Here is a 14,304-nt window from a genome sequence, read left to right as displayed (position 1 = left end):
TTCAGATATGGGTGTCGCACGCCTACTCGGCCGCAAGGGTGCCGGTGGGCCGATAGCCAAGGCTGCCATCGCGCAGCTGGCGGGTATAAGGATGCTGAAGCTCGCCCCGGATCATCGCGTCGCGGCTGGCGACCTCGACGAAGCGGCCCTTCTGCATCACGGCGATGCGGTCGCAAAGATGGGTCACGACCGCCATGTCGTGGCTGACCAGCAGATAGGTCAGGCCGCGTTCCGTGCGCAGGTCCTTGAGCAGGTTCAGGATCTCGGCCTGAATCGAGACGTCAAGCGCCGAAGTCGGCTCGTCCAAAAGCAGGATCTGGGGATCCAGGATCAGCGCGCGGGCAATCGCGACGCGCTGGCGCTGGCCCCCCGAAAGCTGGTGCGGATAGCGGAAGCGGAAGCGCCGCGGCAGACCGACCTGATCCAGCACCGTGTCGATGCGGGCATCGCGGTCGGGAATGCCGTGAATGTCCAGGGGTTCGGACAGCACGGTCCCGATCGTGTGGCGCGGGTGAAGCGAGCCGAACGGGTCCTGAAAAACGATCTGCTGGCGGCGCAACTGGTCCAGCTTGCGACGTTCCGGGCTGACCTCTTCTCCGGCGATGCGGATTGAGCCTTGCCATTGCTTCACCCGACCCGCGATGGCGCCCAGGATCGTCGACTTGCCGCAGCCGGATTCCCCGACCAGTCCGAAGCATTCGCCCTGCGCGATGGCAAGGTCCACGCCCCGAACGACGCGGTTGATCTTGCGTCCCTGGCCGAAACTGACGTTGAGGCCGCTGACCTCGATCATCTGGCGGTTCATGGCTTACCCCTCTGCCCAGGCAGGATCGCGGCGCAGGACGCTGAGACGGTCCTTGGGTTCGGTCAGGTTGGGCAGGGCCTCAAGCAGGCCCCGCGTATAGGGATGGCGGGCCTGATCCAGATCGCAGGCGCGCAATTCCTCGACCACGCGGCCCGCATACATGATCAGCACGCGGTCGCAGAAGCTGCGCACCAGGTTCAGGTCGTGCGAAATGAAGATCAGGCCCATGTCGTTGCCGGTCACAAGCTCATCCAGAATGGACAGGACCTGCTGGCGGACCGAGACATCCAGCGCCGAGGTCGGTTCATCAGCGATGATCAGCGCGGGCTTTGCGATCAGCATCATCGAGATCATGATGCGTTGTCCCATCCCGCCCGAGATTTCGTGCGGATAAAGTCCCATCACGCGTTTGGGGTCGCGGATATGGACCTTTTCCATCATCTCCATTGCGCGCTGACGCGCCTCGCGACGGTTCAGGCGTTCGTGCAGGATCGCCGTTTCGGCGATCTGCTCGCCCACGGTCATCACCGGGTTCAGCGAGTATTTCGGATCCTGCAGGATCATCGAGATACGATGACCGCGGATTGCGCGCATCTCGCGTTCCGGCAGGGACAGCAGGTCGCGGCCGGCAAACTCCATCCGATCGGCGGTGATCCGGGTCTTGGGCGGATGCAGCCGCATGATCGCGCGCCCGGTGGTGCTTTTCCCCGAACCGGATTCCCCGATGATGCCGACCTTTTCGCGTCCGACATCGAAGCTGACATTGCGCACCGCGGGTGGCAGCAGATGCAGCGAAGGGAACGAGACCGTCAGGTTGCGGACGGACAGCAAAGGCTGGGTGTCAGGCATGTTTCGGGTCCAGGATATCGCGCAGCCCGTCGCCGAGCAGGTTGAAGGCAAGGCTGACGACCAGAATGGCCAGCCCCGGCACCGCAGTCAGCCACCAGGCGTCCAGCAGGTATTGCCGGCCCTGCGCGGCCATCGCGCCCCATTCCGGCAAGGGGGGCTGGGCGCCAAGGCCCAGGAAGCCCAGACCCGCCGCGGTCAGGATGATCGAGGCCATGTTCAGCGTCAGGCGGATGATGACCGAGGGCGCGCAAAGCGGCACGATATAGCGGAGCAGGATCCGCTGCGTGCTGGCGCCCTGCAATTCCGCCGCGACCACGAAATCCGCCTTGCGGAAGGTCAGCGTCTCGGCCCGTACCAGTCGGGCGACGGGCGGCCAGATCGTCAGGGCGATGGCGATTACCGCATTCTCGATTCCGGCGCCAAGCGCGGCCGAAAAGGCCAATGCCAGGACCAGGCTGGGAAATGCCAGGAAGATGTCGGTCACCCGCATCAGGACAGTATCGACCCAGCCTCCCAGATAGCCCGCCGCCGCACCGATGACGAAGCCGATCGGCCCGACGATCACTGTCACGAGAATGGTGATGTAAAGCGTCGTCCGCGCGCCATAGACCAGCCGCGAAAAGACGTCGCGGCCCAACTCGTCCGTGCCGAACCAATGCTCGGCCGACGGGGGTTGCAGGGCCAGCGCGAAGTCCTGCGCCAGCGGGTCATGGGTCGCGACCCAGGGCGCAAGCAGCGCCGCAACCACCAGCAGCACCACCACCAGCAGCCCGCCAAAGGCGAGGGGGTTGGAGCTGAACCGCAGCCACGCGACATAGGCCTTATGGGCGCGGGCCTGCCGGGGCGAGGTGAAATCCTCGCTCAGCAGCCAGGCGCGCAGTCCCTCGTTCTTGTGGATCATGGTCATGGTCAGCGGGTCCTGGGGTCGACGAGTCGATAGACGACATCGGAAAGCAGGTTGATGACGATCGAGATCAGCCCGATCAGCAGCACCGCGCCCAGCACGGCATTCATGTCGGCATAGAACAGGGCAGCGGTCAGGTATTGGCCAAGACCGGGCCAGCCGAAGACCGTCTCGATCAGCACGGCCCCATCCAGCAGCCCGCAAAACGCCAGCGTCACCACGGTCAGCAGTTGCACCCGGATGTTGCGGAAGGCGTGCTTCCAGACAATGGACGGTTGCGCCAGCCCCTTGGCGCGGGCGGTCAGGATATATTCCTGCCCCAGTTGTTCCAGCATGAAGCTGCGGCTCATCCGGCTGAGATAGGCCATCGCGGCATAGCCAAGCAGCAGTGCGGGGGCCAGGATGTGGTGAATGGCCGACCAGAACACTTCCCATTCCCGCGCCATCGCGGCGTCAAGGATCAGCAGCCCGGTCGGTCCATCGACCAGCCCATCATTGTACAGGTCGATGCGGCCGCCGCCCGGAATCCAGCCAAGCATGGCATAGAAGATCAGGATCACCATCGTCCCCAGCCAGAAGATCGGGGTCGAGTGACCCAGCAGCCCGACGATGCGTGCGACGTGGTCAATCCAGGTTCCGCGCCGCACTGCCGAGACGATGCCCAGAGGCACGCCAAGGACCGTGCCGATGCAGATGGCCAGGAAAGCCAGCTCGACAGTGGCGGGAAAGACCCGCGCCAAATCATCGACGACAAGATTCTTGGTCACGTTGGACTGCCCGAAATCCAGGTGCAGCACGCTCCAGACATAGTCGAAGAACTGGACGTAAAGCGGGTGGTTCAGTCCCAACTCCTGATAGACGCGGTCATAGGCGGCCTGGTCGAACGTGTCGCCCAGGATCGCAAGGACCGGATCGGCCGGAACCATCCGGCCAATCACAAAGGTCAGGACCAGAAGACCGAACAGGGTGGTCACGATCACGGCAAGCGAGGTCAGGACCTTGCGGCCCGCATCAAGCAGGCCTTGGAATCTGCTCTCGTCCCCGGTCTCTTCCTCGATCTCGGACAGGTCGATATCACTCACTTCGATCTCCCGGTCTGCCGGTTCAGGCCTTGGTCACGGTGTCCCAGCGCGTCACCCATGTCGGGTGGCCGGTATAGCCGCTGACGCGCTTGCCGACGGCCTTGACGTCGATCCGCTCGAACGACGTCACCAGCGCGGGCGAGCAATGCAGGTATTCCTTGTTCAATCCGCTGTAGATCTCGGCCCGCCGGGTGGCGTCGGTTTCGCGCGCGGCGGCCAGAACCTGGTCCTGCATGTCCTTGGGCACGTCCCAGGCCGAGCGCCAGGCCAGAAGCCCGCTGAGTGGGGCGTCATCGCTGTTGTCCGAATTCGACGCATAGGATTGCAGGATCGAATGCGGGTCGGGCAGACGCTCGCCGCTGCGGGCGAAATAGATATCCGTCGTCCGCTCGCGGAACTTGCCAAGATAGTCGCCGACCTGCAGGTCGAGCTTGATCCCCGCTTTCGCGGCATTCGCCTGCAGCGATTGCGCGAATTCGAAATAGGGCGTGCCCGAAGGCAGATAGCAGGTCTTGGCAAAGCCGTCCGCCAGCCCAGCCTCGGCCAGCAGGGCCTTGGCCTTCTCGACATCAAGCTTATAGGGTGCCTCGTCGACGACCCCCGGAAGACCGGTGGGAATGATGGTCTGACGCATCACGCCGTAATAGCGCATGATGGATTTCGACAGTCCGTCATAATCGATCAGATAGCGGAAGGCCTCGCGCACCTGGGGACGGGACAGGATGTCGTCTTTCTGGTTCAACGCGATGTAATAGAAGCCGAAGCCCGGCACCTTCTGGATCGCCACGTTGCCCGCGCTTTCGAATTTTGCCAGATCGGTCGAGGACAGGCGCGTCGCCACGTCCACGTCGCCCGCTTCAAGCTGAAGTCGCTGAACCGAAGATTCCGGCATGTGCCGCATGATGACCCGACGCATGGCCGGGGTGCCGTTCCAGTAGTCCTTGAATGCATCCGCCATCAGCAGGTCGTTCGGGCGGAAGCTGCGCAACGAGAAGGGGCCGGAGCCCGCATCCGCGGCCTGCATGAAGTTGCGGCCCATGTCGCCGTTCTGTTCCTTGCTGAGCGCAAGTTCGCGGTCGACGATCGAACAGCCGGAACTGGCAAGCGATGCAAGGATCAGGCTGTGGTTCCAGACCTCGGGTGTCTCGATCACCAGCGTCTGCGGATCGGTGGCGCGGATCAGCGTCTCGACATTGGTTTCATCAAAGCCCCATTGCCGCAGGTCGATTGCGGGCGACAGGCCCAGCTTGACCAATCGGTGCAGCGACCATTCCGCATCCTTGGCGGTCAACGGGTTCCCCGAGTGGAACTGCACGCCGTCGCGGATCTTGAAGGTGAAGGTCTTTCCGTCGGCCGAAACCTCCCACGAGGTGGCAATCTGGGGCTTCGGCTCGGCCAGGTTGTCGGGCTCGAAATAGACGAGGCGGTCATAGAGGTTGGCGAGAATTTCGCAGGATTCGATCTGGTTCGCTTCATGCGGGTCGACGCCGCGCATGGTCGTCATGTTGGTCGCGATGACGAACTGATCTTCCGGGGTGGCTGCCAGTGCGAACTTGACAGGCGCAGCCGAGGCCACCGCCGCAATCGCGGCGCTCGCCAGAAACTGACGTCTTAGCATTTGTTTTTCCTCCCTCATCCGTTCTGCCGAGTGCTTTTGAGTCGACAGCCCATGAGATGTGATATATCACATTTCATATCGAGCATCTTTCGTCAACAGGAGAAATTCCATGGGGCCCCCGGCAGCCACCCTTGCGCCACTGGATTCCCATGCCTTGGCAGGCCTGCGCGAACATGTGCACCGCGCCCTGCGGCACGCGATCCTTTCAGGAGGATTCGAGCCCGGCGCGCGGTTGAACGAACGCGCCATCGCCGAGCAACTGGGCGTCAGCACCACCCCGGTCAAAGAGGCGTTGCGCCTGCTTGAGGCCGATGGACTGGTCAAGACCAAGCCGCGCAGCGGGGTCATCGTCAATTTTGACTATGCCTGGGCAGAAGAGATGATCCTGGCCCGGGCAGCCATTGAATCCACCATCGCCCGCCTTGCCGCGCAGCGCATCTCGCAGGATGAGCAGCCGGTGCTGGAGCAGATCCTGTCCGACATGCGCAGCGCCACCGCAAGCGAGGGCGCCGAAGAGTTGGTCCGCCTGAACGAGCTGTTCCACGGGCATATCCGGTCGATCGCACGGGCCAACTACCTGCGACAGTTGAACGACCGGCAGGATGTCTACGATTCCGACGCAAGGCGCGTCATCCACTCGAACCCCGCCGAACGGGAACGCGCGCTGGCCGAGCATTCCGAGATCGGCCGGGCGATCATCGCGCGCGATGCCGAAGCCGCCGAGGCGGCGATGAAGGCCCATGTGCTGCGCGCGGGCGAAAGTTACCTCGATCTCGTATTCAGGAAGAAGAAGGACTGACATTGTGACGAAGGACATGCACTCGATCCGCCGCGCCCTGACCGGGATCTCTGGCGTGCCCGTGACGCCTTATGGGGCGGATGGCGAGATCAACGAGGCTCTGCTGGCGAAGCTGATCTCGCGACTGGCGGATGCGGGGATCCACAACCTGATGGCAGCGGGGAATACCGGCGAGTTCTTCTCGCTGTCGCTGGACGAGATCCGGCGCGTCCATGCCGTTACGGCCGAGGCGGCGGCGGGCAAAACCCTGATCAGTGCGGCAGTCGGCCGTTCGCTGGTCGAGGCCAAGGCGCTGGCCCGCGATGCCATCGCCGCTGGCTGCGGCGCGATCATGAGCCATCATCCGATGGATCCCTTCGCCGGTCCCGCCGCGCAGGCAGATTACTTCCTGTCCCTGGCTGACGCCTCGACCGTGCCGGTAATCGCCTATGTCCGGACGGACACCTTTTCGGTCGCGGACTTCCGGCGGCTGGGCGAGCACGAGAATATCGCGGGCGTCAAGTTCGCATCCACCACCCTTATGCTGCTGGCGGATGTGATCCGCTCGACCCGTGACCTGCCCACAATCTGGGTCTGCGGTCTGGCCGAAGCCTGGGCACCGGCCTTCTATGCCATCGGTGCACAGGGCTTCACATCGGGCTTCGTGAACGTCTTCCCCGAGGCCTCGCTTGCGGTCCACGCGGCGTTGGGTCGCAATGACTTCGCGGCTGCGCGCGCCCTGATCGATCGCTTCGCCGGGTTCGAGGAATTGCGCACTCATTACCGCAACGGCTCGAACGTCACCGTGGTCAAGGAGGCGCTTTCGATCCTGGGCCATGACGTTGGATCCGTGCGGCTGCCCGGCGTCCCGCACCTGTCCCCGGCCGAGCGTGCCGAGCTTGAGGCGATCATCCAGGCGCAGCTTGTTCCGGCCTGACGGCGGTCTCTCGCGCTCGACTAGCGGCGAAAGCCGTTGAAAACGCGCCCGAACGAAAATGGAAAGGCTGGTTTCCAATTCGGAAACCAGCCTTTATCCATATTGAAGGCAGGATGCAAAAAACTCCAAAAGACAACACGGGATTCTGCGCTGTCCTTGTTAATGAAAAATTAAGAACAACTTTGCGATGGCTTGTTTTGGGTGCGCTACCTTTCGGCGAAGAAGGAGCCATTTTTCAACGCAGGATTTTGTATCACGATCGCCAGAATCACCAGTTAATTAATTTCACATATTTATGGTGAGAACCGCGTGGGTGATGACAATCCTTTCAAGGACAAAAAGGGGCTGAATGACGGGGTGGCATTATTCGCCACCGAGGACTGGATCAACCTGATGGTCTTTTTCAGAGTTGCCGCATATGACAGTCCCAGCACCGAAAGCACGATGCGCCTGCGGCTTGGAATGCAGTCGCAAGATACGGTAACTGCCGAGATCGCAAAGGCAATCAAGGATTTCAGTGCGCTTGAGGGGATTGGCAAGGATTTCCTGACCACGACGGTCGACAAGATCCTTGGCCTTGCGGACAACATCAAGCATTACGAATTGAAAGCGGTCACCATCTATGACCGCCTGGCGCAGCTGATCGATTATTACGATCTGGGATTCGATACCCCGGCCGATACCCAGAAGAAGTTGGATGAGCTGATCAAGCTGTGGAAGGCCGGCGCCGACGACGACATGTCACAAAAGATCAAGGTCCGGATCAAGGAACTTCTGGTCGGTCTGGCTGGCGAAGCCGATGGCTATGCGAAGAACGCAGAAGAGCTTTACAATGCGATCGGTGATACCGGCGGTGGCAACAACAGTTATTACAAGCGCCTGAACGACTGCTCGACAGAGTTCGATGGCGATGCGAAGGCCTTCGAAAAGAAATATGGCGAGGAAAGCTCTGACGTCACCACATTCAAGGCCAAGATCGAGACGCTGAATAGTGAACTGAAGACCCTGCGCAAGAAGGAAAGCGACGAGGTGATCGTGCTGTCCTCGTCCCCGGCCTATCTTCTTATCCCGCTTTTTGGGCCATTCATCCTTGCAGGAGTCAATGTCGGGGTGGGAATCGATCTTGCCCATGTCCGCGCCGAGATCGAATCCAAGGTCAAGGAAGGCGAATTGCTGCAGGGCAGGTTGGATGTCGCATCCCGATTCATGACCTATTACACCAACGGCAGGACGCTGGTTGAGGCCACCGCCAAGTCCATCCGCGAGATCCTGCCCAAGATTGATACGCTGGGCCGCGCGTGGCGGGCAATCGGCGCAGACCTGAACAAGATTGCCGGTTCGCTGAACGTGGATGGCGTCAGCCAGCTTGAAGGTAGCGATTGGAACAATCTTGTCGCGACGCTGGCCACGGCAAACCGCAGCTGGAAAGAGATCGGGGCAAGGGCGGACCGTTTTCGGTCCTTCGCGCAACCCGAGGTCGCGACAAGCGTCGAAGATCTCTTGAGTAAAGTCAAAACCAAGGCCGCGTAACGCTGACAATTGGCTTGCGGGCCGGTCGGTCCTGAACCGACCGGTTCATTCTGGCCAGGAAAGGATGCAGGATGTCGGTTGCCGAGCTTTAGCAATTGGTGAATGGCGCTGTCGAACGGGGACAGATCCCGGCGCAGCCCTTGGTGGACATCTCGGCGGGCCCCGGCCGGGTCGAGGTTCTTGCCGCTCTGGTCGTCGATCTGCCCCAGGCGATCGCCAAGGCGCAAGAGGCCAAGGCGCGGTCGCTGGACATCTATGCCGACACATTGCAAGTGCCGGGAAAATCGGTGACGCGCATCCAGGCCCCACTGCTGCATGTCACCATCATCGCGCGCCGCATCGTGGTCGATGATACAGGGCAGATCTATCTTGATCATTCGGGGGACAATCCGCTGGCGGCATTGCGTGTGCTGACCGCGGAACTGGCGTGTCCTCTGGCCATCGCCTCTGCCCGCGCGGGGAAACATCCCAACTACGACCTGCAAAAGCTTTCCGAAAAGCAGGATGTGCCGAAATTCACCAATTTTGTCTGGCGCGATACCGGACCGGCGATCGGGGAAACCAACGTGCCTCCGGGGCTTCTGGCTCGGGGAGAGGCGTTGCACAGCACGCTTGCGGCGACGTTCCACCTGGTGGCGGGGCTGCTTGCCACCGGGGACGAGGATCCCGAGGTGCTGACGCTGTGCCATTCGATGCTGCGCTGGATCGCCTCGTGGTCCGGGTTGCAATCAGACCTGGCGCAGATTGCCCGGCTCGCGGATACGCTGCGCGCCATCATGCCCAGTTACACTGCAGGAAAGCTGGTGCGTCCAATCCCGCCGCTGACCGCGGCCACTTATCTTTCGCTGGCGCGGGCGCGCAAGGATCTGGCCAAGGCGATTGAGCTGGATGCCCATTTTCTGGACCAGTCCAACGATACGGGCCAGATCGCGAAGCTGTTCGTCAAGGCGAACCTTGGCCGTGACGATGCCGAAAGCAAGCTGATCGTCAACAGCATGGAGGCGCTGCAAGCCGAGATAGACAGCATCCAGGAGGCGCTGGAGCGTGCGGCGCGCGCGCTGAAGGAGCGCCAGCTTGAGCAGGAACTTGACGAGATCTACCTGGAGCGGGCACAGGCCCATGACCAGATCGACAAGATCGTCGATGCCTCGTTCCAGCTTGCGATCGGACTGGTCACGCTGGGCGTCAGCATCGCCGCCATCTGCATGGGTGTCCCTGCCGATCCGACGGCCTCGGCCAAGAAGGATATCCAGGGCGTCCAGGGGCTGTTTGACGCAATGAAGAATACCCGGCAGGTCCTGCCGGGGGGCACGTCCGCCCCTAACGAACTGAAGAACATCCTGCGGCTTTATGCCTTGCCGTTCACATTCGCCTTCAACAACATCAAGGATCACAAGGACAGCATCAAGGCGTTGGCGGAATCCGCGGTGCAGATCAAGAAGGCGGCCAGCGCCATCCTGAAAAGCGGCAAGCCCGGGGATGAGCAGGCCGATTTCGCAAGTGAGCTGGGCGAGGCCACGCGCCGGCTGGCAAGCTCTCCCTCGCCGTTGGAGGCGCGGGCGGCGTGGGATTCGCTTGAGGCAACGGCCGTGAACGCGCTTGACGTTGTCATCAACGATCCCGACACGGCGGGGTCAATCAAAAAGGCGGCCGTCGATTACAAGACCGCGATCCAGAAGGTTGCGATCTATGGCCGCCTGATGGCCGAGCAGCAGGCCCGCAAGGATGCTGCGCTGCGGGCCCTGGGGGCCATGACGTTGCAGAAGCTGGCACAGGCCGAAAAGACGGCCGCCTATGCCCGCCTTGCCACCGAACTGACCGATCGCGAAGCGCTGGCCGCGCGGATCCGGTCCGAAATCGACGTTCGTCAGGACGAAGCCGCGCGCAGCTTCTTCTGTGCCTGCTACGGGCTTCGGGGGGCGCAGTATTACGAAACCTATACCCCGCCCGCGACATTGCCCGCCTTGCCACATCGTGCCGCCGATCTTGAGGCGATCTATTCAGATTTCACCGGCGATGTTGAGGCGACCTCAGGTCTGCGCGGAAAGGCCATGGATTTCACCCGCGACATCATCATCAACGATCCCGAAGTCCTGAAGGATTTCGCGAATGGCAGGCTGGTTTCGATCAGGGTGCAACCCGATCACCCTGACCTGAGCAAGCTGAAGAGACTTCGCCTGACAGGGTTGGAAGTCTGGGCCGAAACCCGCCCCGAGCTGAGCGACATGGTCGGGATCGACATCATCTCATCGACCACCTTCGACGATCGGGGTCCGGCCGATCGGCCGCAATTCACAGGTGAAAGCCGCCGGATCAGTTTTGAATACCAGGGCAACCAACCCCGGCTGTCATGGACCGGGGCGGCGGATTCCGTCCTGCCCACGCCCTTTGCGGAATGGTCTGTGACGCTTTACCGCCCCAATTCGATCCCGGTGCCCGAGGCGCTGCGCCTGCGGCTTGTCGGGAAAGCCCTGGCATGAGGGTCCTTTTCGCCGCTTTCGTGGCGTTGCTGGCGGGGGCGATCACCGCGTCTGCTTGCGACCGTGGCATGATCGCGCCCACGCCGGTCGAGCCGGTGCCGGCCTCGGTCTGGCGGGACAATGCCCGGTTCAGCTTCCTGCTGGGTCGCGATTACGATTCGCCCGATGTCAGAATGGAACTGATCTCACGTTTTCGGACGATCCCGCATTTTGCGGAACTGCGCGGGGGCGCGGCCAATTGGCCGGCGGATTATCGCGCGATGCAGGCACTGACGCAGGACATCCAGCGCGATGCCTCGATTTCAAACCGCCTGAATCAGCTTTGCGAAGCCATTGATCGCGCCGCACTTGGGGGCGCCCCGCTGGATGAGCAGGAATGGACCGCCGAATTGCGGGGCATCACCCTGCGGCTGGACCAGCTTATCGGGCAGGCGTCGGGGGTTGGGCCGCGACTGACGCAATATGCCGATGTGCTCAGTGCGACCTCGGAGCATTATGCTCGCGCCGGGTTCCGGCCCATCGACTTTGCCGATATCGGCCCGGATCCAGCGGCGGTGTCGGTCGCGCTCGACAGCCTTCGGGGGCGCTGGCACGCGCTGCAAGCGGATCTGGAGTTTGCGCGCAAATCGCTGCCCGCCGGTCCCGCGCTGGATGAAGCGACGATCGAGGGGCTGGCTTTGGCCGGTGCGTCCTTTCGGCTGGTCACGGCCGAAGCGCAGGGACTGGGCGCGAATTTCCTGCCTGCCCAGGAATTCGAGGCACTGGCCAGCGGCAGCTATCTGTACGACGCCTGCAAGGTAGCCGAATCCGGGTCAATCCAGTTGCGTAACCGCTTTCAGCCTGAAAATGCGCTGACCTTGCAGGGGGACAAGACTGTTGTGGCGCAGCCGGAAGGCGACAGGGACCGATCGTGCTGGACCTTGCACCGACAGGAGAACGGTTACTGGACAATTGCGAACGCAGCATCCGGCGGCAAGGTTCTGGAGGTCGCGAACCTGCCCGCCGCTGCCTTTTCCCCTACGCCTGACGGACGGGGGTGGGGTGCCGCGCATGTCGCAGCTTTGGCGCTGCTATCCGTCGCGTTTCGCCGGGTTTTTCCGCCTTTCCAACGCCACGCTGGGCGAGGGGCGGTCGCTTGACACCTATTCTGACGTACCGACAGCCATCCTGCTGCCGACGGGCGATTTTTCGGGCCAGACCTGGCAGGTGCTGCACTGAACGCGTGATGTACTAGGCCTTGCAGGGCAGGGTGCAGACCTGCTCCAGCCCGCCCGAGGCGCGATTGGCAATGGTGATCGTGCCCTGATAGCGCTCGATGATCTCGCGTGCGATGGCCAGTCCCAACCCTGCGCCGGGGACAGACTTGCGCCGGGCCTGGTCGACCCGGAAGAACGGCTCGAACACCTGCGAGATCAGGTCCGGGGGAACACCCGGCCCCTCGTCTAGAATACGGATGATCGCGGCCCCGCCTTCTCGGTGCAGTTGAACCTGCGCCCCGCGTCCGTGGGTGGCGGCGTTTGTGATCAGGTTGCGCAGGGCCCGTTTCAGGGCGATGGGACCGGCATTGACCTCAACCGGCGGAGGGGCGTCCAATACGACCTTCTGACCAAGCAGGCGCAATTCGTCCGCGATCTCGGTCAGGATGCGGTCAAGGCGCAGCGGCTCGGCGTCGTTCGCGCCGACTTCCTCGCGGACAAGGCGGATGGCGCTGTCGGCAATCGCGTTCAGCTCTTCAAGATCGGAAAGCCATTTCTGCCGTTCATCGTCATCCTCGATGAACTCGGCGCGCAGCCGCATCCGGGTCATGGGCGTGCGCAGATCGTGACCGGCCGCCGCGACCAGACGCATCCGGCTTTCCATCGACTGGCCAAGCTGCCGCGAAAGGCGGTTGAGGGCGCGCGCGGCGGCGCGGACCTCTTCTGGACCGGTTTCGGGGATGGGTTGCATGGTCCCGTCCGGTCCGATCTGGTCCACGGCATTTTCGATCAACTGCAGGGGTCGGGTCAGCCGCCGCGCCGAATGGATCGAGATCGCGGCGCTGCCAAGACCCATCAGCGACAGCCAGACGGCCAGCACCTTCCAGCGGCCGGGTGGCGGGCTGAGATCGGGGATCTGCAAAAGCACCCAGCCCTGATCCCCGACCGGGACCGAGGCAGTCAGCGCAGCTTCGCCCGCGATGCGCGAGACGATGACCTCCAGCGGCGCTCCGGTCCGTTCCAGCGCATGCCGCAGGAACCGTGTCATGCGGATATCGGTCACGCCCCCGGCCGGATCGGGCTGCAGCTTTGGCGCAGGCTGCCGGTCGCTGCCGTGGCCCAGAAGTGTCAGGGTCATGTGGATCTGGCGTGCGACCGGTTCCATCGTCGCCTGCGGCGAAGGAGGCTGCATCACCCGCGTCGCGGTGAACGTCGCAAGGATCACGACCGAGAAGATGGCAAGGACCAGCAGGACCGCGATCCGGGTCTCCATCGATTTCATGCCGAACTTCATGGGTTTGCCCTTCACGCAGCGCCTGTTCCGACGCTGACAGGCACGGCCAGCTGATAGCCGCCGTTGCGCACGGTCCTGAAGATCGCGCCCGGCTCTTTCTCGGCCAGCTTGCGACGCAGTCGGCTCATCAGCACGTCGATCGAGCGGTCCATCGGATCGCGGTCGCGGCCCTGTGTCAGGTCCAGAAGCTGGTCACGCGACAGCAACCGGCCCGGACGTTCAAGAAAGACATGCAGAAGGTCGAATTCCGCGCCGGTCAGCTCGATCTCGGTCCCGTCGGCAGCCAGCACGCGGCGCTGGCCGGGATCGACGTCGAAACCGGCAAAGGCATAGGTGCGGACCTCGGGCGCGGGGCTGTCGTCGGGGCCTGCGCGGCGCAGGACGGCCTTGATCCGGGCGACCAGTTCGCGTGGGTTGAAGGGCTTGCCAAGATAGTCGTCCGCACCCAGTTCAAGCCCGACGATGCGGTCGACATCCTCTTTCAGCGCGGTCAGCAGGATGATCCGCAATTCGGGGCGGTGTTCATGCAGGCTGCGGCAGATGTCCAGCCCCGACCCGTCGGGCAGCATCACGTCCAGAACGATCAGGTCGGGCCGGGAATCCGCAATCCGCGCCTCACATTCGCGTCGGTCCGCGGCGGCCGAGACGCGGAATCCCTGCCCCTCAAGATAGCGGCGCAAAAGGCTGCGGATCTCGGGGTCGTCATCGACGATCAGGATATGCTTCATCGTCATCACCTTGGGCTGCGGGAATCTTCTAGCTGCTTTTCACTCCACGCGCTGCGCCAAATTTGTGACGAAACATTGCTGTCTGGGGGGCGGAAACACGCGG

12 protein-coding genes are annotated in these 14,304 nt (G+C 62.8%); 5 read left to right on the top strand and 7 right to left on the bottom strand.

Translation table 11 applies throughout. From position 1 onward, the window contains the following. Positions 1 to 22: 22 nt before the first annotated feature. The 5 genes from ACO2Q4_RS05745 to ACO2Q4_RS05725 are packed head-to-tail and all read right to left on the bottom strand — an operon-like array spanning position 23 to position 5,258. Positions 23 to 805: an ABC transporter ATP-binding protein gene (locus tag ACO2Q4_RS05745; protein WP_395135316.1), complete on the bottom strand. Its 783-nt coding sequence runs from the start codon at positions 803 to 805 to the stop codon at positions 23 to 25. A gap of 3 nt (positions 806 to 808) precedes the next feature. After that, positions 809 to 1,654, bottom strand: coding sequence for an ABC transporter ATP-binding protein (locus tag ACO2Q4_RS05740; protein ID WP_395135315.1), 846 nt, complete (start codon positions 1,652 to 1,654; stop codon positions 809 to 811). Then, positions 1,647 to 2,561 carry a nickel transporter permease gene (nikC, locus tag ACO2Q4_RS05735; protein ID WP_423317957.1) on the bottom strand — a complete coding sequence of 305 codons (915 nt, stop codon included), beginning with the start codon at positions 2,559 to 2,561 and terminating at the stop codon, positions 1,647 to 1,649. Before nikC ends, ACO2Q4_RS05740 begins: the two co-directional genes overlap by 8 nt. Positions 2,562 to 2,563: 2 nt before the next feature. Further along, complete coding sequence (locus ACO2Q4_RS05730; protein WP_423317956.1) at positions 2,564 to 3,640, bottom strand: ABC transporter permease; 1,077 nt, start codon at positions 3,638 to 3,640, stop codon at positions 2,564 to 2,566. 22 nt (positions 3,641 to 3,662) lie between these two features. Continuing rightward, positions 3,663 to 5,258 (bottom strand): ABC transporter substrate-binding protein, encoded by a 1,596-nt coding sequence (locus ACO2Q4_RS05725; RefSeq protein WP_423317954.1) that lies wholly within the window; start codon positions 5,256 to 5,258, stop codon positions 3,663 to 3,665. Positions 5,259 to 5,367: 109 nt separating this feature from the next. On the opposite strand from ACO2Q4_RS05725, the gene ACO2Q4_RS05720 reads away from it, so the two are divergent. From ACO2Q4_RS05720 to ACO2Q4_RS05700, 5 genes are all read left to right on the top strand, one after another. Continuing rightward, positions 5,368 to 6,057, top strand: coding sequence for a GntR family transcriptional regulator (locus tag ACO2Q4_RS05720; protein WP_311758041.1), 690 nt, complete (start codon positions 5,368 to 5,370; stop codon positions 6,055 to 6,057). Between the two features lie 4 nt (positions 6,058 to 6,061). Beyond that, the gene (locus ACO2Q4_RS05715) at positions 6,062 to 6,973 is read left to right on the top strand and encodes a dihydrodipicolinate synthase family protein (RefSeq protein ID WP_423317951.1); all 912 of its coding nucleotides are present in this window, start codon (positions 6,062 to 6,064) and stop codon (positions 6,971 to 6,973) included. 309 nt (positions 6,974 to 7,282) lie between these two features. Continuing rightward, a complete protein-coding gene (locus ACO2Q4_RS05710; protein ID WP_423317949.1) occupies positions 7,283 to 8,503 on the top strand; it encodes an alpha-xenorhabdolysin family binary toxin subunit A in 1,221 nt (406 codons plus the stop codon). 140 nt (positions 8,504 to 8,643) lie between these two features. After that, positions 8,644 to 10,983: a hypothetical protein gene (locus ACO2Q4_RS05705; RefSeq protein WP_423317947.1), complete on the top strand. Its 2,340-nt coding sequence runs from the start codon at positions 8,644 to 8,646 to the stop codon at positions 10,981 to 10,983. After that, on the top strand, positions 10,980 to 12,122 hold the full coding sequence (locus ACO2Q4_RS05700; RefSeq protein WP_423317945.1) for a hypothetical protein: 1,143 nt from the start codon (positions 10,980 to 10,982) through the stop codon (positions 12,120 to 12,122). Before ACO2Q4_RS05705 ends, ACO2Q4_RS05700 begins: the two co-directional genes overlap by 4 nt. Before the next feature lie 91 nt (positions 12,123 to 12,213). On the opposite strand, the gene ACO2Q4_RS05695 is transcribed toward ACO2Q4_RS05700, so the two are convergent. Continuing rightward, on the bottom strand, positions 12,214 to 13,473 hold the full coding sequence (locus tag ACO2Q4_RS05695) for an ATP-binding protein (protein ID WP_423317943.1): 1,260 nt from the start codon (positions 13,471 to 13,473) through the stop codon (positions 12,214 to 12,216). Positions 13,474 to 13,484: 11 nt separating this feature from the next. Continuing rightward, positions 13,485 to 14,201: a response regulator gene (locus tag ACO2Q4_RS05690; RefSeq protein ID WP_311758034.1), complete on the bottom strand. Its 717-nt coding sequence runs from the start codon at positions 14,199 to 14,201 to the stop codon at positions 13,485 to 13,487. Between the last annotated feature and the right edge of the window lie 103 nt (positions 14,202 to 14,304).

Source organism: Paracoccus sp. KR1-242 (genome assembly GCF_049446195.1).
Classification (GTDB): Bacteria; Pseudomonadota; Alphaproteobacteria; order Rhodobacterales; family Rhodobacteraceae; genus Paracoccus; species Paracoccus broussonetiae.
This window is presented reverse-complemented; position numbering and strand designations above follow the sequence as displayed.